Source organism: Stutzerimonas sp. FeSN7, from assembly GCF_030263795.1.
Lineage (GTDB): Bacteria > Pseudomonadota > Gammaproteobacteria > Pseudomonadales > Pseudomonadaceae > Stutzerimonas > Stutzerimonas stutzeri.
This window is the reverse complement of record NZ_JARPMN010000001.1, coordinates 798,789-825,168: the sequence shown is the minus strand read 5'-3', so window position 1 is coordinate 825,168 and position 26,380 is coordinate 798,789. Positions and strand designations below refer to the sequence as shown.

17 protein-coding genes, 2 tRNA genes and 3 rRNA genes are annotated in these 26,380 nt (G+C 60.6%); 6 read left to right on the top strand and 16 right to left on the bottom strand.

What is annotated here, in order from left to right:
* The first annotated feature begins 18 nt into the window (after positions 1-18).
* From P5703_RS03720 to P5703_RS03710, 3 genes are read left to right on the top strand one after another with little or no spacing between them, the layout of a single operon-like run.
* Complete coding sequence (locus P5703_RS03720; protein WP_048329764.1) at positions 19-1,368, top strand: acyclic terpene utilization AtuA family protein; 1,350 nt, start codon at positions 19-21, stop codon at positions 1,366-1,368.
* Positions 1,368-1,688, top strand: a complete 321-nt coding sequence (locus P5703_RS03715; protein WP_019406303.1) for an AtuA-related protein — start codon at positions 1,368-1,370, stop codon at positions 1,686-1,688. Before P5703_RS03720 ends, P5703_RS03715 begins: the two co-directional genes overlap by 1 nt.
* 45 nt (positions 1,689-1,733) lie before the next feature.
* Positions 1,734-3,041: a CitMHS family transporter gene (locus P5703_RS03710; RefSeq protein WP_049341786.1), complete on the top strand. Its 1,308-nt coding sequence runs from the start codon at positions 1,734-1,736 to the stop codon at positions 3,039-3,041.
* Between the two features lie 63 nt (positions 3,042-3,104).
* Here the strand turns inward: P5703_RS03710 and P5703_RS03705 are convergent, their stop codons facing one another.
* Positions 3,105-4,349 (bottom strand): saccharopine dehydrogenase family protein, encoded by a 1,245-nt coding sequence (locus P5703_RS03705; RefSeq protein WP_285585563.1) that lies wholly within the window; start codon positions 4,347-4,349, stop codon positions 3,105-3,107.
* A 26-nt stretch (positions 4,350-4,375) separates the two neighbouring features.
* Positions 4,376-5,473, bottom strand: a complete 1,098-nt coding sequence (locus P5703_RS03700; RefSeq protein WP_125871301.1) for a carboxynorspermidine decarboxylase — start codon at positions 5,471-5,473, stop codon at positions 4,376-4,378.
* 297 nt (positions 5,474-5,770) lie between these two features.
* Between P5703_RS03700 and mksB the strand changes: the two genes are divergently transcribed.
* The 3 genes from mksB (at position 5,771) to mksF (ending at position 10,599) form a co-directional block, all read left to right on the top strand.
* Complete coding sequence (mksB, locus tag P5703_RS03695; RefSeq protein WP_496204223.1) at positions 5,771-7,012, top strand: Mks condensin complex protein MksB; 1,242 nt, start codon at positions 5,771-5,773, stop codon at positions 7,010-7,012.
* Between the two features lie 66 nt (positions 7,013-7,078).
* Complete coding sequence (mksE, locus tag P5703_RS03690) at positions 7,079-7,768, top strand: Mks condensin complex protein MksE (protein WP_013983820.1); 690 nt, start codon at positions 7,079-7,081, stop codon at positions 7,766-7,768.
* A complete protein-coding gene (gene mksF, locus P5703_RS03685; RefSeq protein ID WP_049341788.1) occupies positions 7,765-10,599 on the top strand; it encodes an Mks condensin complex protein MksF in 2,835 nt (944 codons plus the stop codon). Before mksE ends, mksF begins: the two co-directional genes overlap by 4 nt.
* Positions 10,600-10,700: 101 nt before the next feature.
* Here mksF and P5703_RS03680 read toward each other — a convergent pair whose 3' ends face one another.
* The 14 genes from P5703_RS03680 to P5703_RS03615 all read right to left on the bottom strand — a co-directional run bounded on the left by P5703_RS03680 (position 10,701) and on the right by P5703_RS03615 (position 26,265).
* Entirely contained in the window at positions 10,701-13,010 is a 2,310-nt protein-coding gene (locus P5703_RS03680) for a PqiB family protein (RefSeq protein WP_279641172.1), read from the bottom strand.
* The gene (locus P5703_RS03675) at positions 13,003-13,626 is read right to left on the bottom strand and encodes a paraquat-inducible protein A (RefSeq protein ID WP_014597555.1); all 624 of its coding nucleotides are present in this window, start codon (positions 13,624-13,626) and stop codon (positions 13,003-13,005) included. The genes P5703_RS03680 and P5703_RS03675 overlap by 8 nt, the downstream gene beginning before the upstream one ends.
* The gene (locus P5703_RS03670; RefSeq protein WP_037005208.1) at positions 13,613-14,269 is read right to left on the bottom strand and encodes a paraquat-inducible protein A; all 657 of its coding nucleotides are present in this window, start codon (positions 14,267-14,269) and stop codon (positions 13,613-13,615) included. Before P5703_RS03670 ends, P5703_RS03675 begins: the two co-directional genes overlap by 14 nt.
* A gap of 269 nt (positions 14,270-14,538) precedes the next feature.
* A 5S ribosomal RNA gene (rrf, locus tag P5703_RS03665) occupies positions 14,539-14,654 on the bottom strand.
* A 134-nt stretch (positions 14,655-14,788) separates the two neighbouring features.
* Positions 14,789-17,677: ribosomal RNA gene (locus tag P5703_RS03660) — 23S ribosomal RNA — on the bottom strand.
* Between the two features lie 254 nt (positions 17,678-17,931).
* Positions 17,932-18,007, bottom strand: a tRNA-Ala gene (locus P5703_RS03655).
* 6 nt (positions 18,008-18,013) lie between these two features.
* Positions 18,014-18,090: transfer RNA gene (locus P5703_RS03650), tRNA-Ile, on the bottom strand.
* Positions 18,091-18,181: 91 nt separating this feature from the next.
* Positions 18,182-19,717 (bottom strand): 16S ribosomal RNA (locus P5703_RS03645).
* The 16S, 23S and 5S rRNA genes sit together here with 2 tRNA genes alongside, the layout of an rRNA operon.
* A gap of 548 nt (positions 19,718-20,265) precedes the next feature.
* Positions 20,266-20,898, bottom strand: a complete 633-nt coding sequence (gene msrQ / locus P5703_RS03640; RefSeq protein ID WP_017245532.1) for a protein-methionine-sulfoxide reductase heme-binding subunit MsrQ — start codon at positions 20,896-20,898, stop codon at positions 20,266-20,268.
* Positions 20,898-21,905, bottom strand: coding sequence for a protein-methionine-sulfoxide reductase catalytic subunit MsrP (gene msrP / locus P5703_RS03635; protein WP_043942249.1), 1,008 nt, complete (start codon positions 21,903-21,905; stop codon positions 20,898-20,900). The genes msrQ and msrP overlap by 1 nt, the downstream gene beginning before the upstream one ends.
* A gap of 54 nt (positions 21,906-21,959) precedes the next feature.
* On the bottom strand, positions 21,960-22,799 hold the full coding sequence (gene pssA / locus P5703_RS03630) for a CDP-diacylglycerol--serine O-phosphatidyltransferase (protein ID WP_013983827.1): 840 nt from the start codon (positions 22,797-22,799) through the stop codon (positions 21,960-21,962).
* Positions 22,800-22,952: 153 nt separating this feature from the next.
* The gene (gene ilvC, locus P5703_RS03625) at positions 22,953-23,969 is read right to left on the bottom strand and encodes a ketol-acid reductoisomerase (protein ID WP_013983829.1); all 1,017 of its coding nucleotides are present in this window, start codon (positions 23,967-23,969) and stop codon (positions 22,953-22,955) included.
* A gap of 77 nt (positions 23,970-24,046) precedes the next feature.
* Positions 24,047-24,538 (bottom strand): acetolactate synthase small subunit, encoded by a 492-nt coding sequence (gene ilvN, locus P5703_RS03620; protein ID WP_013983830.1) that lies wholly within the window; start codon positions 24,536-24,538, stop codon positions 24,047-24,049.
* Positions 24,539-24,540: 2 nt separating this feature from the next.
* Positions 24,541-26,265: an acetolactate synthase 3 large subunit gene (locus P5703_RS03615; protein ID WP_014597557.1), complete on the bottom strand. Its 1,725-nt coding sequence runs from the start codon at positions 26,263-26,265 to the stop codon at positions 24,541-24,543.
* Positions 26,266-26,380 lie beyond the last annotated feature (115 nt).

The following is a 26,380-nucleotide window of genomic DNA, read 5'->3' as shown; positions in this document are numbered from 1 at the left end:
CCGTGTAATGGATCGACAATGACCACAACAGTCCATATCGGGTGCGGCGCGGGCTTCGCCAATGATCGCCCCGATGCCGCGCTGGCGCTGGCCAACGACCTCGCCGGTCGCGACGGCCGGCGCTTCCTGTTCTTCGAACTGCTGGCCGAGCGCACCCTGGCCGAAGCCCAGCTACGCCGCCTCAACGATGCCCAGAGCGGCTACGCCCTGCGCCTGTTCGACTTTCTCGAACCGGTGCTGGAGACCTGCCTGGACGCCGGCATCGCCATCGTCACCAACGGCGGCGCCGCCAACCCCACCGCAGCCGCTACGCGCCTGCGCCAGCAACTGCAGGGCACACGCCACGAAGCGGCACGCATCGCCTGCGTACTGGGCGACGACCTGCTCGGCAGCGGCATCGATCTGCCGCAATGGCTGCCCGCGCAACTCGACGGCGAAGTGGTCTCGGTCAATGTCTACAGCGGTGCCGACGGCATCGTCCAGGCGCTGGATCAGGGCGCCGACATCGTCCTCTGCGGCCGAGTCGCCGACCCCAGCCTGGCGGTGGGACCGCTGCGCCATGCCTTCGGCTGGAAGGCCGATGACTGGGACCGCATCGCCCAGGCCACGGCAGTCGGTCACCTGCTCGAATGCTGTACCCAGGTCAGCGGTGGCTACTTCGCTCATCCCGGTCTGAAGGACGTACCGGACCTGGCCAATGTCGGCTGCCCCATCGCCAGCGTCACGGCCGATGGGCAGATCGTCATCGGCAAGGCGGCTGGCACCGGAGGTTGCGTCACCGAACGCACGGTCAAGGAACAACTGCTCTACGAGGTGCACGACCCGGCCAGCTACCTGACGCCGGATGTGATCATGGACCTGAGCCAGGTGCGCGTCCGGCAGGTCGCAAGCGATCAGGTGGCGGTAGAGGGCGTGCGCGGCAAACCGCAGCCCAAGCACCTCAAGGGCCTGGTCGGCCTGCGCGGCAAGTGGTTCGCCGAAGCGGAGATTTCCTACGCGGGCCCGGGCGCCGTGGCTCGCGCCGCGCTGGCGCGCGACATCCTGCTGCAACGCTGCGCCAAGCTGGCGCCGCAGCTCACGCCGTGGATCGATGTGATCGGCGTCGCCAGCCTGTTCAACGACGCTGGCGGGCAATGGCTGCAGCAGCGCCTGGCACAGGCGGCCGACTGCCAGGACGTGCGCCTGCGCATCAGCTTCCTGGATCGCGACAAGACCCTGCTGGAACGCCTGCTGCTCGATGCCGAATCGCTCTACACCAACGGCCCAGCCGGCGGTGGCGGCGTACGCCGGCATATCGGCGAATCGCTCGGCACCGCCAGTTTCCTTATCGAGCGCACCGCGGTGCGGCAACGGCTGGAGTGGTTCTGATGATCGATGTACTGCTGTGCGATTACGCCCACGCCCGTGCCGGTGACAAGGGCAACACCCTGAGTGTGGCGGTGTTCGCCTTCGCCGCTGAGCACTATGCCTGGCTGGCCCGTGAGCTGACCTGCGAACGAGTCGCCGGCTGCCTGAGCCACCGCGCCATCGGCACGGTGAAACGCTACGAGCTGCCGAACCTGGGCGGCCTCAACTTCGTGGTGGAGCACGCCCTGGAAGGTGGCGTCAACGCCAGCCCCGGGCTGGACCGCCACGGCAAGAGCCTGAGTTACGCGCTGCTCGGCCTGAGGTTGCCGCCTCCCGACTGAGCCCCCTTCCCTGTCTCCAACAATAACAACACCGGAGAGATCGACATGATCACCGCCCTGGGCTTCGGCCTGATGTTTCTCATCGTCACCCTGATCCTGCTGCGCCGGATCAGCCCGCTGGTCGCCTTCGTCACCCTGCCGGTGATCGCCAGCGCCCTCGCCGGTTTCGGCCTGGGGGAAATCGGCAAGTTCATCACCGAGGGGCTGAAAGCCGTGGCTCCGACAGCCACGCTGTTCATCTTTGCCATCCTCTACTTCGGCGTCATGCGTGAGCGTGGTCTGTTCGCGCCGCTGGTCAACTTCCTGCTGCGCAGCACCGGCGGCAAGCCGCTGGCGGTAGCGGTGGTCACTGTCGCGGTGACGGCAGTGACCCATCTGGACGGCATCGGTGCCGCCACCTTCCTGCTGGTGATTCCGGCCCTGCTGCCGCTGTACCTGCGCCTGGGCATGAAGCGCGAAATGCTGCTGTGCCTGGTGGTGCTCAGCGCCGGGGTGATGAACATGGTGCCCTGGGGCGGCACCACGGCGCGCGCCTCGGCGGTGACCGGCATCGACGCCTCGCAGCTGTGGATCTCGCTGATTCCCGTGCAGGCGGTCGGCCTGGCACTGGTGATGGCCCTGGCGGTATTCCTTGGCCTGCGCGCCCAGCGCAGCCCCCTTGGCCATGGCATGCTCGCCGGCCATGAAGCTGCGCAGACGGCAGAACCCGGCGACGACGGCCGTCAGTTGAGCCCGCTTAGCTGGCGCTATTGGGCCAACCTGGTGCTGACCCTGATCATCCTTGTCTGTCTGTTCACCGGCGCCTTCCCGTTGTTCGCCTGCTTCATGGTGGGCCTCGGCGTCGCCCTGGTGCTGAACTACCCGAGCCTGGCGGAGCAGAACCAGGCCGTATTGCGCCATGCCAGCGATGCCATGCAGATGGCTCTGGTGATGCTGGCGGCCGGCATCCTGCTCGGCGTACTGGCAGGAGCCGGAATGTCCGACGGCATGGCGCACTGGATGATCAACGTACTGCCCGAAGGCTCGGCCAACTGGCTGCACGTGATCATCGGCGCCTTCGGTGTACCACTGGGCATGCTGTTCTCGCCGGACGCCTACTACTTCGCCCTGCTGCCGGTGATCCGCGATGTAGCGGTAGCCGCGGGTGTCGACGCGCAGGCCGTGGCCAGCGCCATGTTGATCGGCGAGAACACCGGCTTCGGTATCAGCCCGGTAGTGCCGAGCGTTTACCTGGCCATCGGCCTGGCCGGTGTCGAGCTGTACAAGCACATCCGCTACACCGTGTTGTGGGCTTGGGGCATCAGCCTGGTGATGCTGGCGGCAGCCGTGCTGTTTGGCGTGGTCACGGTCTGAGGTTAGCCCTGAAACGAAAAAAGGATCGCCGAGGCGATCCTTTTTTCATTCAGCAGACAGGAATCAGATGGCCTGATCCCAGGGACGATCACCATGCTCGTCCTTGATGCGAGTGGGCAGGCCCATCACATCGAGCAGCTTGAGGAACGGCTGTGCCGGCAGTTCTTCGACGTTGACCATGCGCTTGGCATCCCACTCGCCACGGGCGACCAGCAGCGCCGCGGCCACCGGTGGCACGCCGGCGGTGTAGGAGATGCCCTGGCTGTCCGTCTCGGCGTAGGCCTCTTCATGGTCGGCCACGTTGTAGATGAACAGCTCGCGCGGCTGCCCATCCTTGGTGCCCTTGACCAGATCACCAATGCAGGTCTTGCCGGTGTAGCCCGGCGCCAGCGAGGCGGGATCGGGCAGCACGGCCTTGACCACCTTGAGCGGAACGACTTCCAGGCCTTCGGCGGTGCGCACTGGCTGCTCGGAGAGCAGGCCGAGGTTCTTCAGTACGGTGAAGACGTTGATGTAATGCTCGCCGAAGCTCATCCAGAAACGGATGTTCGGCACGTCGAGGTGCTTGGAGAGCGAGTGCACCTCATCATGACCGGTCAGGTAGAGGCTCTGTTCGCCCACGACCGGCAGGTCGTCGGTGCGCTTGACCTCGAACATGCGGTTGGTCGTCCACTGGCCGTTCTGCCAGCTGTAAACCTGCCCGGTGAATTCGCGGAAATTGATTTCCGGGTCGAAATTGGTGGCGAAATACTTGCCGTGGGAACCGGCGTTGACGTCGAGGATGTCGATCGACTCGATCTTGTCGAAGTATTCCTGTTGGGCCAGAGCGGCGTAGGCGTTGACCACGCCCGGGTCGAAGCCGGCACCGAGGATGGCGGTGATGCCCTTTTCCTGGCATTCGGCCAGGTGCTTCCACTCGTAGTTGCCGTACCACGGCGGCGTTTCGCAGATCTTGCCCGGCTCTTCATGGATCGCGGTATCGAGATACGCGACGCCGGTGTCGATGCAGGCGCGCAGCACGGACATGTTGAGGAAGGCAGAACCGACATTGATGACGATCTGCGATTCGGTTTCACGAATCAGCGCCTTGGTCGCTTCCACGTCCATGGCGTCCAGCGCATAGGCCTTGATCTCGCCGGGCTGCTTCAGCCCGCCCTTGGCCTGGACGCTGTCGATGATGGCCTGGCATTTGGAGATGCTGCGCGACGCGATAGCAATACGACCGAGTTCGTCGTTGTGCTGCGCGCACTTGTGGGCCACCACCTTGGCAACACCTCCTGCGCCAATGATAAGAACGTTTTTCTTCAATTGTTTCACCCCCTTTTACTGCGGCCTCAGGAAAGGCTTGACAGGTAATCGTTAAAGTCGAACTCACGAACCACCTCGACGCTGCCGTCGAGCTGCTTTACCACGATGGACGGCATTTTCAGACCGTTGAACCAGTTTTTCTTGACCATGGTGTAGCCTGCCGCGTCGATGAACGACAGCCGATCGCCGATGGCCAGCGGACGATCGAATTGGTACTCACCGAAGATATCGCCGGCCAGACAGCTCTTTCCGCACACCATGTAGCTGTGCTCGCCGTCGTTGGGCGCCATCTTGGCGTTGAGGCGGTAGATCAGCAGGTCGAGCATGTGCGCTTCGATGGAGCTGTCGACCACCGCGAGGTTCTTGCCGTTGTACAGGGTGTCGAGCACCGTCACTTCCAGCGAGGCGCTCATGGTGATCGCCGCCTCGCCGGGCTCCAGGTAAACCTGCACGCCGAATTTTTCCGAGAACGCCTTCAGTCGCGCGCAGAAGGCATCGAGCGGATAGCCTTCGCCGGTGAAGTGGATGCCACCGCCGAGGCTGACCCACCGGACCTGTTCCAGCAGATGGCCAAAGCGCTCCTCGATGGTGCTCAGCATCTTGTCGAACAGCTCGAAGCTCGAGTTCTCGCAGTTGTTGTGGAACATGAAGCCGCTGATCTTGCCGATCACCGCCTCGATCTTCGCCGGATCATGCTCGCCCAGGCGACTGAACGGCCGCGCCGGGTCGGCCAGCAGGTAGTCCGAACTGCTCACCTGCGGATTGACGCGCAGGCCGCGGATGGTTCCCTCGGTCGCCTCGGCGAAGCGCTCCAGCTGACCGATGGAGTTGAAGATGATCTTGTCGCAGTTGGCGACCATCTCTTCGATCTCGTCGTCGGCCCAGGCCACGCTGTAGGCGTGGGTCTCGCCGGCGAACTTCTGCCGGCCGAGCTTGAGCTCGTACAGCGATGACGACGTGGTGCCGTCCATGTACTGCTGCATGAGGTCGAACACCGACCAGGTGGCGAAGCACTTGAGTGCCAGCAGCGCCTTGGCGCCGGACTGCTCACGCACGTAGGCGATCTTCTCGAGATTGCCCAGAAGCTTCTGTTTGTCGATGAGGTAATACGGCGTCTTGATCATCTGTTCGTGCCCCGAGGGAGTCGCCGGCGGAACCGACAGCTCGCTTTTTGCAAAAAAGTGCGAATTGTGCCGGGAACCGACAGAGATCGAAATAGCACATCGACACTTCGTCACGTTTAGTGACGTTCGGGCTTGCCCGACCGGTCGCCGAATGGCGCCAGGCTAACCTTCAAGCGATGACGTTCAGGTGACTTCTCCATGCGTGCCGCGACGGCGTGGCCGATTGTCTGCGCGTCCATCATGCAGGCCCCAATGCAGTACAATCGGCGCTTTTTCATTGGCTGGACTGGCGCCACGATGATCGAACCCAAGCGCGTACTGCGTGCCCTCGCCGAACACTGGACGTTGCTCGAGCCGCTGTGCGAGCGTTTCGACGCCGGCACCCTGAGCCTGGTGGAGTTGCGCCATCAGCTCGCCGCACAGCTACCCGAAGGCACGCCCACCGACATCACCGCCCTGCTCGACCAGTGGATCCGCCTGGACATCCTGGTGCCGGTGGCCAAGAGCCCCAACCGCTTCGAGCTGAACGCGCAGATCCACGACTTCCTCGCCTACCTGCGCCGCGAGCACCGCCTCGGCCTGTGCCTGGAGATCGAAGCCTACCTGCGCCACCTGGAGCGTCTGGCCGGGCATATCCTCGATGCCTTCGAGATTCGCGACGGCAACGACCTGGCCCGCCAGCTGCGCCTGCTCGACATGCGCGTACGCGATGTACTGAAGAAACTCGACAATGACGAGCAGGCGCTGGTCGCCGTGGCCGACCGGGCCAAGACCAGCGACCGCCAGATCCCGCTGCGCCAGCGCTATGCCGAGGTGCTGGCGACCTGGGACGAGTACGTCGAGCCGATGATCCAGCTGGTGTCCGCCGACGGCGCCTTCGAGCAGGGCGTTCATCGCGTCGAGCAGGTGCTGATGAAGCTGCTCGGCGAACAGCAGCGCCTCGGCCAGCTGGTGGACGACGACCTCCTGCTGCGCACTCATGCGCGCATCCTGGAAATGCAGACCACCGCCCAGCTGACCCTGCGCAAGGCCCGCGAGCTGTTGCTGCCGCTACGCGAGGAAGCGCGTCGGCACAACGCCGTGACCCGCGGCGCGGCACTGGCACTGTCGGCGATCCGCAAGAAGGGCCTGGACGCCGTACCACAGGCCTCGCTGCCGCTGTTCACCCGTCCTCAGAGCACCTTTCTCGGCACTGCCAGCCAGGTCGAAGCCTACGTCTACGCCCTGGCCCGCTTCAAGCCGAAGCCGGCGCAGTTCCCGCGGGCCAGCGGCAAGCGCAAGGGCGAGCAGCCGCGCGCACCGCGCACCGCGCGGGAGATGATCGAGCGTTGCCAGCAGGCACTGCCGCTGCCGGACCTGATGGCCTGGCTGCTGGAACAGGAACCCGAGGGCGCCACCGACGAGCTGCTCTACTGGTTCTCGCGCCTGTCCCGCGACAGCCGCTTCCAGCGTGATCGCCTGGAACGTCGCGAGTACCTGACCCGCGAACACCGCGTCAGCCTCAGCTCCTTTGCGCTGGTGGCCAATTCCAATGGCTGACTCCTACGTAGGGTGGACGACGTGCAGCTTGTCCACCATCACCCCGACGATATCCGAGCGACCTGAATGAACATCGACCTCAAGGAAATGACCCAGCTGGCGCCGATCTTCCGCGAGCTGTTCAAGGGCTATCACCTGTCGCGCAGCGAGCCGGAGCCCTACGCGCAGCTGTCGAACATGCAGGACCAGTACCGCGCACTGTTCAAGGCGCTCGGCTTCGAGCTGGTCTGCGATCCGCGCGGCTTCTACTACTTCGTCCCGGAGCAGATGGGCGCGCAGGTGAACAAGACCGCCCAGCGCCTGGCGCTGTTCACCTTCATCCTCGTCGAGCACCTGGCCGACCAGGGCCGCGACCCGCTGGCCGTGCTCGACGGTGGCAGCCTCGGTCGCGATGAACTGCCGGCGCTGCTGGACAAGTACCGCGACCTGTTCCTGCAGGCCGAAGTCACCACCCAGGAAGAATTGGAAGAGAAGGTCATCCGCCGCCTGACGCAGCTGGGCTTCGCCGAGGACAGCAACGGCGTCTACCGCTTCCTGCCGCCGATGCACCGTTTCCTCGACGTCTGCCTGTCGGTGCAGCAGGACCGCGATCTGGCCGCCAGCCTGCACAGCAGCGACCTGCCGCTGCCCGCCCCGGAGCTGATCGCCGAGGACGAGGGCGAAGACGACATCATCCTCATCGAGGAAGCAGCCGAAGAATCGGAAGAAGACGCCTTGGCGCGCGCCATCGCCGAAGAAAAGGAGCTTGAAGCATGAGCCAGGAACGCTACGGCATCCGCCGCTTCGCCCTGCTGAACACCGCCGGCTACAGCCTCGGCATCTTTCCGCTGGAAAACCCGCTGTCGGTCTACGGCGCCAACAACCTCGGCAAGTCCGCGTCGATCAACGCGCTGCAGTTCCCGATCCTGGCGCGCATGTCGGACATGAGCTTCGGCAAGTACAGCCTCGAGCAGTCGCGCAAGTTCTACTTCGCCTCGGACACCAGCTACATCCTTGTCGAAGTCATGCTGCCCCACGGCCCGCATGTGATCGGCGTGGCCGGCCGCGGGCCGGGCGGCGGCTTCGGCCACCAGTTCTTCGTCTACCAAGGCTCGCTGGACCTCGACCATTACCAGCAGAACGGCACCTGCCTACGCCAGCGCGAGCTGTTCGCCAACCTCGAACGCGCCGGCATCAAGGCCTACGAGGCCAAGCCGGACGAGCTGCGCCGGCTGCTGGTCGGCGGGCATACCTCGATCCCGCTGGACATGACACTGATCCCGCTGCGCTCGACCAGCGAGCAGAGCCTGAAGACCTTCCGCGCGCTGTTCATCAACCTGCTGCATATGCGCGAGATCACGGCTGCCAAACTGAAGCAGCTGTTCCTCGATGCCTTCGAGCACAGCCTGCGCTCGGGCAGCGTCGACTATATCGCCGCGACCGAAGAAGCCTTCCGCGACGTGCGCCGCATGGAGCAGGACTACCAGGCACTGGTCGCCGCCGGCCCGCTGGTCGAGGCGCTGGCGGCCGGTGTCGCCCAGCGCGAGCTGCTGCGCGGCAAGCTGCATCGCCTGTCACCGCTGCTCGACAACCTGCTGGGCACCTGGCACGACTACGCCGATGCGCGCAAGGAAGAGCTGGTGATCCAGGCCGAGCACTATCGCCGCGAGCAGGACGGCCTGCAGAACGAACAGCGCGGTTCGACTGGCGAACTGATGCGCCTGGAACGCGAGATCAGCGAAATCCAGCGCTGGCTGGGCGAGCTGGCGGTGCTGAAGAACCGCTTCGCCCTGGTCGAGGACGCCCATGTGCTGGAGCAGCAGCTGCTCGCCGCCAAGGACGCCCACGACGAGCTGGCCGGTGCGCTGGCGCAGTCCCGTCAGTTCTCCAGCGAGGACCTGGACGAGCGCCTGCGTGATCTGGAAAAACGCCTGAAGTCGGTCCGGCAACAGCTCGACCATGCCGACAACAACAGCTACTCGCGTTTGCGCGAGGAGTTCTCCCAGGCCGATGTGGATCGCCTGATGCGCCTGTTCAATGGCCAGCTGTTCAGCCTGCCGCTGGGTGAAAAAGGCATCAGCGCCGAGGGCGACGACTGGGTCAAGGCCGTGGAAGCGGTGCTGGATCGTTTCAAGGGCGACACCTTCTCGGTGCCGGGCCTGTCCATCGACCTCTCGCATATCGAGCCACCGGCGCTGCAGGCCCTGGCCGACCGTGCCGCCCTGCGCGACCAGAAGGATCGCCTGGAGCGCGAACTCAAGCAGCTCAAGACCCAGCATGCTGTGGCCGTCGACCGCGCGGCGAGCAAGGCCCAGGCCGAGGCGCTGTATCAGGCCGTGCTGGATGCGCAGAAAGCGCTGGAAGACTTCCGCCGCAGCCAGACCCTGGCCGCCGAGGAGCCGGCGAAGCTGGAACAGCTGGCCCAGGCCGAGGCCGCCCAGGAAGAACTCAAGCGCACCAGTGACGCCTTCGCCGAGCGCGTACAGCACCTGTCCGCCAAGCTGCAGCTGGTCGGCCGTCAGCTGGCCGATCTGGAAGCCAAGGAGCGCACGCTGGAAGACGCCCTGCGACGTCGCCAGCTGCTACCGGCAGATCTGCCGTTTGGTACGCCTTACATGGATCCGGTGGACGACTCGCTGGACAACCTGCTGCCGCTGCTCAACGACTACCAGGACAGCTGGCAGGCGCTGCAGCGCGTCGACGGTCAGATCGAGGCGCTGTATGCCCAGGTGCGCCTGAAGGGCGTGGCCAAGTTCGACAGCGAGGAAGATCCCGAGCGCCGCCTGCAGCTGCTGGTCAACGCCTACGCCCACCGTCAGGACGAGGCGCTGACCCTGGCCAAGGCCCGCCGTGCTGCGGTCACCGACATCGCCCGAACGCTGCGCAACATCCGCAGCGACTACGAGAGCCTGGAACACCAGCTGGCGCTGTTCAACCGCGAGATCAACAAGCGCCAGGTTTCCAACCTGGCGAGCTTCCGGATCGTGCTGGCGCCGAACAAGGATGCGCTCAAGCACATCGACCAGATCATCCACAGCGCCGGGCAGTACGAGGAAGGCGAGACGCTGTCGGTATTCGATCTGTCCCAGTCCGCCGAGCAGGACGCGAAGAACGAGGAAGCCAAGGAGTATCTGGCTCGGCTGGTGGCGGCGAACAACAACCAGCTGGGCCTGAAGGACCTGTTCGAGCTGGCGTTCGAGATCACCAAGGTCGGCGGCCAGCCGGTGATTCATACCGACATCGACGGTGCGGCGTCCAACGGCACCACCATGACCATCAAGGCGCTGACCAACATGTACCTGTTGCTGCACCTGATGGATCGCGAGCAGGCCGGGCGCATCCGCCTGCCCTACTACCTCGACGAGGCGGCAGACATCGACGAGCGCAACCAGCAGGCGCTGATCGAAACCAGCCTGCAGCTGGGCTTCGTGCCGATCCTCGCATCGGTGAAGCCTCAGGTCTCGGCCCATGTCGCGATCGACCTTGAGGGCGGCAGCGGGCCGGCCGGCATCTACATCGACGAGACGGACTGGAAATACATCAGCCGCCGCGAACCGATCGCCGGCGAGCACATTGCTTCAGCCCAACGGACCGAAGAGCCGGCCTGATCACCTGCAACGAACAAGGGCCCCGCGGGGCCCTTTTTCATACACTTCGGCTATCGCCGTAGGGTGGGCCTCAGCCCACCAATAACGTACCGGATCGATCGTCACTTGCCACTGGCCGCTCGCCCCAGTTCGATCTTCGGCGCCCAGTCAAACCACTCATCCTGCGGCTCCTTGAACAAGGCAAAGGTCTGTCCCGGCCGAGCGCGCTGCCCCATGCGTTCGCCATCAGGCGTGGCAAAGGCGACGCCGCCCTCGAGCAGCGACTCCAGCGAATCGGTGCGCAGGCTGGCACCTTTGAACAGACTGAAATCCACACCGAAGCCACTGGTCTCCCAGAAGCGGGTGCCGGTGTGCACCAGGGGCGCGTAGCGCGGCTCGATGACGACGCGGATCAGTACGCGATCGGCGTTCTGTCCCAGCTCATAACCGGTGACCTCACCGACTTTCACCTCGCGGTAGGTCACCGCGTTACCTGGCTTGATCGAACCCAGCCGGGCCGCGCTGAGCACGAGGCTCAACCCTTCACCAGCCTTCTGTGGCTCCCGCTCCTGGCCGGTGAAACGCGTTTGCACGCTCGCATCCGCCTTGCCCGGTGCCACCTCCAGGTACGGGCCGCTGACCAGCGTATCCAGATTCGCCGTACGCATGATGCCGAGCTCCGGCCGAACGACCCAGAACTGGGTGCCGGCGCGGGTGATGCGCGACTCCGCTGCGGTGACGCGCGCACGCAGCACGACACTCTGCAGGTCATCGCTCAGCGTGACAGTGTCCACCTGGCCCACGGCCAGCCCCTTGTAGCGAATGGGCGTACCGGCACTCAGTCCATCGCCACGCGCCAGGCGGATCTCGATCGGCGTCCCGCGCTGGATTGCACTGTCTCTGTCCCTGTGCAATACGAAGCGCGGCACCTTCCTCGTCCCGGCAGCCTGCGGATCGGGCGTCTCGAAGGCGATACCGCCGGCAAGCAGGCTCTGCAGCGACTCGCTGCGCACCTCGATTCCGGACAAACCGCCGCTCAGCGAGATGCCGCTGGCATTCCAGAACCGGCTCGAGCTGTTCACCAGGTTGACGTACGGCTGTTCGATATGCACTCCCACCACTACCTTCTGCTGGTCGCGAGAGAACTGGTAGCTCTGTACCGACCCCACCCGGACCTGCCGGTAGAGCACGGGACTGCCGACGTCCAGCGACCCCAGACTGTCAGTCGTGAGCACCAGATGCAGCCCCGGGGCGCGAATATCGAGCGGCGGCGCCTTGGGACGGGCGACGAACTCGCGCTTGGGCGAGCCACCTTTCTCGCCGGGCCGAACGGCGATGAAGTTGCCTTTCACCAACGCTTCGAGGCCGGTGATGCCGCCCAGCGAGATGGACGGCTTGACCACCCAGAAATCGGTGTCCTCGACCAGGTAGTCCTCGAACAGCGGGTCGACCGAAAGCTCGGCGCGCGCCCCCTTGAGGTCCGAGTCGATATCCAGCTTTTTCAGCAGACCAACCTGCATGCCGTTGTACATCACCGGCGTGCGTCCGGCCTGCAGCCCATCGAAATCCTGCAGCGCGACCACGGCCTTGATCCCCGCCTGGGCTGCGTCGAAATCCTCGTAGAGACGGAACGGGATGTTCGGGTCGGTGGCCGGGCTGTCCTTGCGGTGCGCGGGCGTGGCGAAGGCGATACCCCCGGCGACGATACTGGCCAGGGACTCGGTACGGAACTTCACGCCGGTCAGCCCTGCGTCGACGGTGACGCCGCTGGCGTTCCAGAAACGGGTGTGCTTGCGCACCAGGTGCGCATACTCCGGCTGGATATAGAGCTGCACCTCCACGGTGCTGTCATCCTCGGCGAGCACATAGTTCTTCACCTGCCCCACCTGGATCTGCCGGTAGAACACCGGGCTGCCACGATTCAGCGAGCCGAGGCGCTCGGCCTTGAGTGTCAGGTGCAGGCCGATGCGACTGTCGGACATCGGCGGTTCCTCCGCCAGCGCGACGAAACGCTTGGTCGGCTCGCCATCGGCTGGGCTCATACCGATGTAGTTGCCCGACACCAGCGTCTCCAGACCAGTGATCCCGGCCAGTGTGACGCTGGGCTTGACCAGCCAGAAGCGCGTGCCGCTTCGCAGATAGCCGTCGACATCCTTATTCATTTCGATATCGGCGACCACCACCTGCCGACGGTCGTCATCTTCCAGCCGCAAGTCGCGTACGACACCGATCGTCATGCCCTTGTAGAGCACGGACGTCTTGTTGATTTCGATGCCTTCGGCGCTGTCGAACACCACCTCGATATGGATGCCGCGTTCGCTATACGCCTGCCAGGCCAGCCAGGCGCCGATGGCCAGCGCGATCAGCGGCAGAATCCAGATGGCCGACCAGCTGGAGGCCGGACGTGTATTGGCTTGTGGCAGGTCAGTCATGCTTGTTCCCGGCTTCCGTGTTATCCCAGATCAGACGTGGGTCGAATGTGATGGCTGCGAGCATGGTCAGGATGACCACGCTGGCGAAGGCGACGGCGCCGAATCCCGCTTCGACGCTGGCGAGACTGCCAAAATTGACGATCGCCACCAGAATGGCGATGACGAAGATGTCGAGCATGGACCAGCGCCCGATCCATTCGATGAATCGGAACACCAGAATGCGCTGTCGCGGCGACATCGGGTGATGCCTTTGTACCGAAATCAGCAACATGGCGATCCCGACCAGCTTGAACGTCGGCACCAGAATGCTGGCGATGAACACCACCGCCGCAATAGGAAACATGCCGTGCTTGGCCAGCGTGACCACGCCGGACATGATGGTATCCGGCGTCCCGCTACCGAGCATGCGCACCGTCATGATGGGCAGGAAATTCGCCGGCAGGTAGAGCAATGCTGCGGTGATCAGCAAGGCCCAGGTGCGCGCGATGCTGTTGGGCCTGCGCATGTGCACACGCGCCCCGCAGCGGCTGCAATGCTGATGTTCGATACCTGGTGTGGCGCGATTCAACTGGTGGCATTCGTGGCAGACCATCAGCCCGGCGTCAGCGGCGCGCATCGTCAGGCTCCGATAACGCTTCCCATACCTGATGCGGTGACATCACCAACTCCAGCCACACCTGCACCACCAGGAGCCCGGCAAAGCAGGCCAGGCCGACGCCAAGGCTCAGCTCCGCCATGTCACGCAGCTTGATGATGGAAACCAGGATTCCGAGCAGATAGACCTCGAGCATCCCCCACTCGCGCAGATGGTGATAGAACCGGTAGAGCAACAGCCCCAAGGGCTTGGCCCGATCGATGGCGATGCAGAGCAACACTGCGAGCTGGCACAGCAGCTTCATCAACGGCACCGCCATACTGCAGAGGAACACCACCACGGCGATGCCCTGCATGCCGCTGTTGTACAGGCTCAACACCCCACTCCAGACGGTATCGTGGGTGACTCTGCCGAGCAGGTTCAACTGCATGATCGGCAGGAAGTTCGCAGGAAAGTAGAGCAGCAGAGCCGCCAGCACCAATGCCAATCCCGGTCCGACGATACGATGGCGCAGACGAAACAGCTCACAACCACAGCGGGGGCATTCGGCCACCTCGCCAAGGTTGAGCGTCGGCTTTGCCATCAACAGATCACATTCCGGACAGCCTACGAGCTGCTCAATCGGAAGCTCTTCAAGTCTTGGGCTAGCAGCCGATTCCGGCATGAGGGATATCCGAGTAAAGCGCTTATCTTAAACGAGCGATACGCACTGCGGTGAGCCGTCAGGCGAGAGGGAAGATGCTCTTGAAGGCAGTTCGATCCAGTGCAGCGGGCAGCCGTACTTTTACCTCACTCGCCGCAGCGCCTTTACAGCCACCGGCTGCATCGGAGCAGCCGGCCTGAACGGGTCAGGCTCAGTTCTGCGCGGCCGCTTTTCCAGGGCCAAAAGCAAACCCCCGACCCGCTTACGCGGATCGGGGGTTTGGTGTAGGAGCTTGACGATGACCTACTCTCACATGGGGAAACCCCACACTACCATCGGCGATGCATCGTTTCACTTCTGAGTTCGGAATGGGATCAGGTGGTTCCAACGCTCTATGGTCGTCAAGCAATTCGGTTGCTGCCTCGGGGTTTAGCCGCTGCAGCGAATTGGGTATGTGATTGAATCGGTATTGCGTGTTCGTGCAGATTTTCGGTCTGTTTGTCGACTTACCGTCTAACAGCCAAATTGTTTGGGTGTTATATGGTCAAGCCTCACGGGCAATTAGTATTGGTTAGCTCAACGCCTCACAGCGCTTACACACCCAACCTATCAACGTCGTAGTCTTCGACGGCCCTTTAGGGAGCTCAAGGCTCCAGTGAGATCTCATCTTGAGGCAAGTTTCCCGCTTAGATGCTTTCAGCGGTTATCTCTTCCGAACGTAGCTACCCGGCAATGCCACTGGCGTGACAACCGGAACACCAGAGGTTCGTCCACTCCGGTCCTCTCGTACTAGGAGCAGCCCCTCTCAAATCTCAAACGTCCACGGCAGATAGGGACCGAACTGTCTCACGACGTTCTAAACCCAGCTCGCGTACCACTTTAAATGGCGAACAGCCATACCCTTGGGACCGGCTTCAGCCCCAGGATGTGATGAGCCGACATCGAGGTGCCAAACACCGCCGTCGATATGAACTCTTGGGCGGTATCAGCCTGTTATCCCCGGAGTACCTTTTATCCGTTGAGCGATGGCCCTTCCATACAGAACCACCGGATCACTAAGACCTACTTTCGTACCTGCTCGACGTGTCTGTCTCGCAGTCAAGCGCGCTTTTGCCTTTATACTCTGCGACCGATTTCCGACCGGTCTGAGCGCACCTTCGTACTCCTCCGTTACTCTTTAGGAGGAGACCGCCCAGTCAAACTACCCACCATACACTGTCCTCGATCCGGATAACGGACCAGAGTTAGAACCTCAAGGTTGCCAGGGTGGTATTTCAAGGATGGCTCCACGTGAACTGGCGTCCACGCTTCAAAGCCTCCCACCTATCCTACACAAGCAAGCTCAAAGTCCAGTGCAAAGCTATAGTAAAGGTTCACGGGGTCTTTCCGTCTAGCCGCGGATACACTGCATCTTCACAGCGATTTCAATTTCACTGAGTCTCGGGTGGAGACAGCGCCGCCATCGTTACGCCATTCGTGCAGGTCGGAACTTACCCGACAAGGAATTTCGCTACCTTAGGACCGTTATAGTTACGGCCGCCGTTTACCGGGGCTTCGATCAAGAGCTTCGCTTGCGCTAACCCCATCAATTAACCTTCCGGCACCGGGCAGGCGTCACACCCTATACGTCCACTTTCGTGTTTGCAGAGTGCTGTGTTTTTAATAAACAGTCGCAGCGGCCTGGTATCTTCGACCGGCATGGGCTTACGTAGTAAATACTTCACCCTCACCGGCGCACCTTCTCCCGAAGTTACGGTGCCATTTTGCCTAGTTCCTTCACCCGAGTTCTCTCAAGCGCCTTGGTATTCTCTACCCAACCACCTGTGTCGGTTTGGGGTACGGTTCCTAGTTACCTGAAGCTTAGAGGCTTTTCCTGGAAGCATGGCATCAACCACTTCGCTTTCTAAAAGAAAGCTCGTCATCAGCTCTCGGCATTAAGATCCCGGATTTACCTAAGATCTCTGCCTACCACCTTAAACAAGGACAACCAACGCCTTGCTGGCCTAGCCTTCTCCGTCCCCCCATCGCAGTAACTAGAAGTACGGGAATATTAACCCGTTTCCCATCGACTACGCTCTTCAGCCTCGCCTTAGGGACCGACTCACCCTGCGTCGATTAACGTTGCGCAGGAACCCTTGGTCTTTCGGCGTGCGAGTTTTTCACTCGCATTGTCGTTACTCATGTCAGCATTCGCACTTCTGATACCTCCAGCGAGCTTCTCAACTCACCTTCACAGGCTTACAGAACGCTCCTCTACCGCTCAACTTGCGTTGAACCCGTAGCTTCGGTGCATGGTTTGAGCCCCGTTACATCTTCCGCGCAGGCCGACTCGACTAGTGAGCTATTACGCTTTCTTTAAAGGATGGCTGCTTCTAAGCCAACCTCCTAGCTGTCTAAGCCTTCCCACATCGTTTCCCACTTAACCATGACTTTGGGACCTTAGCTGACGGTCTGGGTTGTTTCCCTTTTCACGACGGACGTTAGCACCCGCCGTGTGTCTCCCGTGCTGACACTTGCTGGTATTCGGAGTTTGCATCGGTTTGGTAAGTCGGGATGACCCCCTAGCCGAAACAGTGCTCTACCCCCAGCAGTGATACACGAGGCGCTACCTAAATAGCTTTCGAGGAGAACCAGCTATCTCCGAGCTTGATTAGCCTTTCACTCCGATCCACAGGTCATCCGCTAACTTTTCAACGGTAGTCGGTTCGGTCCTCCAGTCAGTGTTACCTAACCTTCAACCTGCCCATGGATAGATCGCCCGGTTTCGGGTCTATTCCCAGCGACTAGACGCCCTATTAAGACTCGCTTTCGCTACGCCTCCCCTATTCGGTTAAGCTCGCCACTGAAAATAAGTCGCTGACCCATTATACAAAAGGTACGCAGTCACCTAACAAAGTAGGCTCCCACTGCTTGTACGCATACGGTTTCAGGTTCTATTTCACTCCCCTCTCCGGGGTTCTTTTCGCCTTTCCCTCACGGTACTGGTTCACTATCGGTCAGTCAGTAGTATTTAGCCTTGGAGGATGGTCCCCCATGTTCAGACAAAGTTTCTCGTGCTCCGTCCTACTCGATTTCACTTCTAAGATCCTTTCGCGTACAGGGCTATCACCCACTATGGCCGCACTTTCCAGAGCGTTCCGCTAAAATCAAAGAAGCTTAAGGGCTAGTCCCCGTTCGCTCGCCACTACTAAGGGAATCTCGGTTGATTTCTTTTCCTCAGGGTACTTAGATGTTTCAGTTCCCCTGGTTCGCCTCACACACCTATGTATTCAGTGTGTGATAACCATCTTATGATGGCTGGGTTCCCCCATTCAGACATCTCCGGATCAAAGTCTGTTTGCCGACTCCCCGAAGCTTTTCGCAGGCTACCACGTCTTTCATCGCCTCTGACTGCCAAGGCATCCACCGTATGCGCTTCTTCACTTGACCATATAACCCCAAGCAATCTGGTTACTGTCTATAACGTGAAGACGACATTCGCCGAAAATTTGCATAGAGAACACGCAAATTTTACCTTGACGCGACATGCTGCCAGTGAAAGCAACACATCGGTCTACTTCTATCACATACCCAAATTTTTAAAGAACAGTTCCGGCGCAAAGTCCAGAAATCAATGTTCAACCCAGGCGATCAATCTCATCCTGGTAAACACTCATTTCTGAGCTTTCGGCGACTAGAGTTAATGGTGGAGCCAAGCGGGATCGAACCGCTGACCTCCTGCGTGCAAAGCAGGCGCTCTCCCAGCTGAGCTATGGCCCCTTCGATTGGTGGGTCTGGGCAGATTCGAACTGCCGACCTCACCCTTATCAGGGGTGCGCTCTAACCAACTGAGCTACAGACCCAATCGTTACTCTCGGGTCTAAACCCAATCGCCTTTCGCAAGTGAATCAAGCAATTCGTGTGGGAGCTTATGACGAAGCCGGTGTCTTCGATTAAGGAGGTGATCCAGCCGCAGGTTCCCCTACGGCTACCTTGTTACGACTTCACCCCAGTCATGAATCACTCCGTGGTAACCGTCCCCCGAAGGTTAGACTAGCTACTTCTGGAGCAACCCACTCCCATGGTGTGACGGGCGGTGTGTACAAGGCCCGGGAACGTATTCACCGTGACATTCTGATTCACGATTACTAGCGATTCCGACTTCACGCAGTCGAGTTGCAGACTGCGATCCGGACTACGATCGGTTTTATGGGATTAGCTCCACCTCGCGGCTTGGCAACCCTTTGTACCGACCATTGTAGCACGTGTGTAGCCCAGGCCGTAAGGGCCATGATGACTTGACGTCATCCCCACCTTCCTCCGGTTTGTCACCGGCAGTCTCCTTAGAGTGCCCACCTTAACGTGCTGGCAACTAAGGACAAGGGTTGCGCTCGTTACGGGACTTAACCCAACATCTCACGACACGAGCTGACGACAGCCATGCAGCACCTGTGTCAGAGTTCCCGAAGGCACCAATCCATCTCTGGAAAGTTCTCTGCATGTCAAGGCCTGGTAAGGTTCTTCGCGTTGCTTCGAATTAAACCACATGCTCCACCGCTTGTGCGGGCCCCCGTCAATTCATTTGAGTTTTAACCTTGCGGCCGTACTCCCCAGGCGGTCGACTTAATGCGTTAGCTGCGCCACTAAGATCTCAAGGATCCCAACGGCTAGTCGACATCGTTTACGGCGTGGACTACCAGGGTATCTAATCCTGTTTGCTCCCCACGCTTTCGCACCTCAGTGTCAGTATTAGCCCAGGTGGTCGCCTTCGCCACTGGTGTTCCTTCCTATATCTACGCATTTCACCGCTACACAGGAAATTCCACCACCCTCTGCCATACTCTAGCTCGCCAGTTTTGGATGCAGTTCCCAGGTTGAGCCCGGGGCTTTCACATCCAACTTAACGAACCACCTACGCGCGCTTTACGCCCAGTAATTCCGATTAACGCTTGCACCCTTCGTATTACCGCGGCTGCTGGCACGAAGTTAGCCGGTGCTTATTCTGTTGGTAACGTCAAAACAGCAAGGTATTAACTTACTGCCCTTCCTCCCAACTTAAAGTGCTTTACAATCCGAAGACCTTCTTCACACACGCGGCATGGCTGGATCAGGCTTTCGCCCATTGTCCAATATTCCCCACTGCTGCCTCCCGTAGGAGTCTGGACCGTGTCTCAGTTCCAGTGTGACTGATCATCCTCTCAGACCAGTTACGGATCGTCGCCTTGGTGAGCCTTTACCTCACCAACTAGCTAATCCGACCTAGGCTCATCTGATAGCGTGAGGTCCGAAGATCCCCCACTTTCTCCCGTAGGACGTATGCGGTATTAGCGTTCCTTTCGAAACGTTGTCCCCCACTACCAGGCAGATTCCTAGGCATTACTCACCCGTCCGCCGCTGAATCATGGAGCAAGCTCCACTCATCCGCTCGACTTGCATGTGTTAGGCCTGCCGCCAGCGTTCAATCTGAGCCATGATCAAACTCTTCAGTTCAATACTGCTTGGGTTTTGAGAAAACCCTAAACCTGGCTCAGCAATCGCAAATCTCTTTACTAGAAAGAGTAACTCTCGAATAAACGAGTGTTGCTTTGTGATGCTGATAATCTTGCGACTACCAGTCTTACATTCACAAGCACCCACACGAATTGCTTGATTCAGTTGTTAAAGAGCGTTTCGATCAAGCCTTTCGTCTCAACCGAGGCCGCGCATTCTACAGCAGCCTTTCTTACTGTCAAGCTGTTTTTTCGAAAATTTCTTTTCTACTCAACCGCTTGCCGCCTCGATCAATCTGCATCTCTCGTCAGCGGGAGGCGAATCATACAGCGATCAGAACCGCTGTCAACCACCTCTTTCAACCGCTTTCGATCAATCCGACCGAAGCCACCAACAGGACTCAACCACCACCCTGTCAGCGCAGCGCATTCTACCCGAATCCGCCACCAGTGCAACCCTTTTATTTAGCTAACCTTTTGATCTACAAGAGGTTTTGCTTGAGGACTGCGCCGGAAGTGGTGCGCATTATAGGCACCTGAAAACAGCCGTCAACCGTTTATTTCGGTTTTGTTGCGAACTTTGTTCTTTCGCGTACGGACTCGCCCCAAAGCAGAAGCCGCGGCTGGAAATCGTAGAGCAAGCAGGATCGCGGCCACGCCAGCATAAAGCGCCCACCTGCCAGCATCGGCACGTACAACCCAGAGCATATGCAGCAACACCACAATGACGATGACGTAGATCAGCTGGTGTAAGGTTTTCCAGCGCTTACCGAGACGGCGCATGCTCCATCGAGAGGAGGTAGCGGCCAAAACTGTCAGCCCCAGCAACCCGAGCATCCCGACGAGAATATAGGGGCGCTCGCTCAACTCTTCGGGCAAACGTGAGAATTCAGCACCCAACAGAAAGAAAAGGTAGCTAGCGAGATGCAGCAATGCATAGCTGAAGCACCAAAGTCCAAGCTGTCTCCGCACAGCGAGCCAGCCGCCCCACCCCGTGACCCGCTGCAGGGGCGTCATGGCAAGCGTCAGAAGCAAGAGAACCAACGCGCCCTGCCCGAGGTTATCCACCAGCACCTTTCCCGGATCGGGACCCAGCGCAAGCGTCCAGGCGAGATACAGCCAGTACACAGGCACGCTCGCGGCGCATAGAAATACGCACAGCCGCCACCACGGGTAGCGCATCAGTAGTCCTTGGTGAGATCCATCGAGGCGTACAAATCCGCCACCTGATCGGCATAGCCATTGAACAGCAGCGTATCCCGCACGTTGGGGCTGAAAAGGCTGCCTGGAAGGCGCCGCTCACGAGCCTGCGACCAACGTGGATGGGAAACTTGCGGATTTACGTTGGCGTAGAACCCATACTCTTCAGGAGCCATCGACTGCCACGTCGTACGCGGCTGCTCGCGTACAAAGCTGATCCGCACGATCGATTTGATGCTTTTGAAGCCATACTTCCAAGGTACGACCAGCCGCAGTGGTGCGCCATTCTGATTAGGCAGTACCCGCCCATACATTCCAACCGCCAGCAGGCTGAGGGGGTGCATCGCCTCGTCCATGCGCAATCCTTCTACGTACGGCCAATCGATCAACGCAAAGCTGGAGCGAGTCCCACGCATCTCGTCGGGGCGGTAGGCCGTTTCGAAGCGGACGAACTTCGCAGCTGAAAGGGGGCGGACCATCTGAACGAGGTCGGCAAGCGGAAATCCCAGCCAGGGGATCACCATGGACCAGGCCTCCACGCATCGCAGCCGATATATCCGTTCCTCCAGCTGGCCTTCAGCAAAAAGGTCATCGAGCGAATAGCGCCCCGGCTTTTCGACTTCGCCATCAACCAACACTGTCCACGGCTCGACTTTCAACTCCGCGGCGTAACGGGCTGGATCGCCTTTGTTGGGACCGAACTCATAGAAGTTGTTGTACTGGGTGGCATCGGCATACGGCGTGATGGCTTCGCCTTGCGCGACGACAGCGCGCCAGCGGGCGTCGCCCAGCTTGCCAACGAACCAAGGCGGGGCTGGAGACGCCGGGACGCCGGGATATTGCTCGGCCGCCCTAGCCAGCAAGGGCACCCCCACGGCCGCCCCAGCAAGCGCCGCCCCCTGAATGAAGCGACGCCGGCTTCGATAGATCGCCTCCGGCGTCACCTCGGATTCATGACAATCACCGCCTGCGGGGATTCTGATGAGCATGGCCAGCTCCGCGTATCGACTACAGACGAGCAATACGCGCAGCCAGGGGGAAAATCAACCCTCGACGCGCTTGCGCCGACGCAGTTGCATCAGGTACTGAACGGGACCCGAAACTGCATAGGCGAGGAAAATCAGCAGGAGAATACGAGGCGGGTCGCTGAATACCACCGCAAACACCAGCACCACGACCAGAATCGCAACGAAAGGAACGCGCCCCTTCAGATCGAGATCCTTGAAGCTGTAGTACTTGATGTTGCTGACCATCAGCAGACCGGCAGCGGCTACCATCAGCGCAAAGAGCATGACCAGCACCAGCGGCAGGTCGACGCCGCGAATACCCGTCTCGTCGAGCGCCCACACCGCCCAGACCCAACCGGCCACCACACCTGCTGCAGCCGGACTGGCCAGCCCGATGAACCAGCGCTTGTCCACCTTGCCGATCTGCGTATTGAAGCGCGCCAGGCGCAGCGCGGCGCAGGCAACGTAGATAAAGGCGACCGTGAGCCCGACATTACCCAACCCCGACAACGCCCATTCATACGCCAGCACAGCGGGCGCCAGACCGAACGCCACCATATCCGACAGCGAGTCGTACTCGGCACCAAAGGCACTCTGAGTATTGGTCAGGCGCGCAACGCGTCCGTCCAGACTATCAAGCACCATCGCGACAAAGACCGTCGCCGCGGCCACATAAAAATTGCCGTTGATCGCCGTGATGATCGAGAAGAACCCTGCGAAAAGGTTGGCAGTGGTGAACAGGTTCGGCAGCAGGTAGATGCCCCGGTGGCGGACCTTGCGGCCGTCGGCCTCCTGGGTTTCCTCCACATGCTCGTCGATCGGCAGAATGCTCTCTGGCTCGACTGGCTTGTTCGGCTCTTCGGATTGTCCACTCATGCGCATTCACCTTCTACAACAGGTACGGATAGATTTCGACCAGATCGGCACACCCACGGTTCAGCCTGGCCAAACCCGCGATTTATACCAGAAGCCTGGGGTGCAGAACGAAAAAACGCGGCCGAAGCCGCGTTTTCTTGAGCAGAAAACCGATCAGTTCTTGCTCTTGTCGACGATCTTGTTCGCCGCGATCCAGGGCATCATCGCGCGCAGCTTCTCGCCGACCACTTCGATGCCATGGGCCGCGTTGTTGCGACGGTAGGCAGTCATGGACGGATAGTTGGCAGCACCTTCGGTGATGAACATCTTGGCGTACTCACCGTTCTGGATGCGCTTCAGAGCGTTGCGCATGGCAGCACGGGATTCGGCGTTGATGACTTCCGGACCGGTGACATACTCGCCGTACTCGGCGTTGTTGGAGATCGAGTAGTTCATGTTGGCGATACCGCCTTCGAACATCAGGTCGACGATCAGCTTCAGCTCGTGCAGACACTCGAAGTAGGCCATTTCCGGAGCGTAGCCCGCTTCGACCAGGGTTTCGAAACCGGCTTTGACCAGCTCGACGCAACCGCCGCAGAGAACGGCCTGCTCGCCGAACAGGTCGGTTTCGGTTTCGTCCTTGAAGGTGGTTTCGATGATGCCGGTACGACCGCCGCCGACGCCACAGGCGTAGGACAGCGCGACGTTACGGGCATTGCCGGACGCGTCCTGGTAGATCGCGATCAGGTCAGGGATACCGCCGCCACGGACGAACTCGGAGCGCACGGTGTGACCCGGAGCCTTCGGAGCGATCATGATCACGTCGAGATCGGCACGCGGCACGACCTGGTTGTAGTGGATCGAGAAACCGTGGGCGAACGCCAGGGTGGCGCCCTGCTTCAGGTTCGGCTCGATCTCTTCCTTGTACAGGCGACCCTGGAATTCGTCCGGGGTGAGGATCATTACCAGGTCGGCGGCGGCAACGGCTGCCGGCACGTCGCTGACCTTCAGGCCATGCGCTTCGGCCTTGGCGATGGAGGACGAGCCCGGCCGCAGGCCAACGGTGACGTCGACGCCGGAGTCCTTCAGGTTGCACGCATGCGCGTGGCCCTGGGAGCCGTAACCGATGATGGCGACCTTCTTGCCCTGGATGATGGAGAGGTCGCAGTCTTTATCGTAAGAAACCTTCATGAATTACCCCTGTTGCCGGCCTCGTGGGCCATTCGATAAAACGTTGCTGACTGACGAGACGAGGTGTCCGCCAGCCGTTAGATACTCAGCACTTTGTCGCCGCGAGAGATTCCGGTGACACCGCTGCGCACCACCTCGAGGATCGAAGCGGTACCAATGGCCTGGATGAAGCTGTCCAATTTGTCACTGGTTCCGGCCAGCTGAATGGTATAGACGCTGGTGGTCACATCGACGATCTGTCCACGGAAGATGTCGGTGGTGCGCTTGACCTCGGCGCGCTGGGCGCCGGTGGCCTTGACCTTGATCAGCATCAGTTCACGCTCGATATGGGCGCTCTCCGACAGGTCGACCAGCTTAACCACTTCCACCAGCTTATTGAGGTTCTTGGTGATCTGTTCGATCACCTCCTCATGGCCCACGGTAGTCAAGGTCAGACGCGACAGGGTCGGGTCTTCGGTCGGCGCCACGGTGAGGCTTTCGATGTTGTAGTTGCGCTGCGAAAACAGGCCGACCACACGAGACAGCGCACCCGGTTCGTTTTCCATCAGCAGGGAAATGATATGTCTCATGATCAGGTCCGCTCCGTCTTGCTCAGCCACATGTCACGCATTGCGCCATCCTTGATCTGCATCGGATAGACGTGCTCGGCGGTGTCGACGGCGATATCGAGGAAGACCAGGCGATTCTTCATGGCGAATGCCTCTTCCATCATCGGCTTGAGGTCCTTGAGATCAGTGATGCGCATGCCGACGTGCCCGTAGGCTTCGGCCAGCTTGACGAAGTCCGGCAGAGACTCCATGTACGAGTGCGAGTAGCGACTGTTGTACACCATGTCCTGCCACTGCCGGACCATGCCCAGCGCACCGTTGTTGAGGTTGATGATCTTCACCGGCAAGTCGTACTGCAGGCAGGTGGACAGCTCCTGGATGTTCATCTGGATGCTGCCTTCACCCGTCACCACCGCGACATCGGCTTCGGGGAAGTTCAGCTTCACCCCCATGGCTGCCGGCAGGCCGAAGCCCATGGTGCCGAGGCCGCCCGAGTTGAGCCAGCGGTTGGGCTTGTCGAACTTGTAGTACTGGCAGGCGAACATCTGATGCTGACCAACGTCCGATGCCACATAGGCCTCGCCCTTGGTCACCTCGCAGAGCACCTCGATTGCGGCCTGCGGCTTGATGATCGAACCATCGCCCTCGTTGTAGGGGAACAGCCGGCCATTGCCGCGCCACTCGTCGATCTGCTTCCACCAGCTAGCCACGGTCTCGGCATTCGGCGCCTGGCCGATCTCCTTGACGATGGCGACCATCTCGGTCAGCACGCTGTCGACTGGGCCAACGATCGGGATATCTGCCTTGATGGTCTTGGAGATGGATGCCGGATCAATGTCGATGTGGATGATCTTCGCATTCGGGCAGAACTTGGTCGCGCCGTTGATGACGCGGTCATCGAAACGCGCGCCGACCGCCAGAATCACATCGGAGTGATGCATCGCCAGGTTGGCGGTGTAGCTGCCGTGCATACCGAGCATGCCGACGAACTGGCGGTCGCTGCCCGGATAGCAGCCCAAGCCCATCAGCGTATTGGTCACCGGCAGGTTGAGCATCTTCGCCAGCTCGGTCAGTTGTGCCGAGGCCTTGCCCAGGATCACGCCGCCACCGGCGTAGATGATCGGACGCTTGGCGCCCAGCAGCAACTCCGCCGCCTTGCGAATCTGCCCCGAATGCCCACGTACGGCCGGGCTGTACGAACGCAGCTTGGCCTTCTTCGGATAAACGTATTCGAATTTTTCGGCCGGGTTGGTCATGTCTTTCGGAATATCGATGACAACCGGCCCTGGACGCCCGGACTCTGCGAGGTAGAACGCCTTCTTCATCACTTCGGGAATTTCCGAAGGATGCTTGATCATGAAGCTGTGCTTAACGATCGGCCGGGAGATACCGATCATGTCGGTTTCCTGGAAGGCGTCGGTGCCGACCATGGTGCTCGGCACCTGACCGGAAATGACCACCATCGGGATCGAGTCCATGAAGGCAGTGGCGATGCCGGTGATGGCATTTGTCGCGCCAGGGCCGGAGGTCACCAACACCACGCCGGCCTTGCCAGTCGCGCGCGCATAGCCATCAGCCATGTGGGTGGCAGCCTGCTCATGACGAACCAGGATATGTTCGATGGCCTTTTCCTTGAAAAGCGCATCGTAGATATGCAGAACGGCACCGCCCGGGTACCCGTAGATGTACTTAACGCCTTCGTCACGCAGGGAGCGGACGACCATTTCAGCGCCGGATAAGAGTTCCACGTTGTTCACCTCTGAAACGCCAGATAGCGGTCCAAGCCGGAGCCGCCAGAAATAGGTTTACTGCCAACAGGGCATGAGCGACGGTGGTCGCCGACTACGTCAGCCACTGATTGAG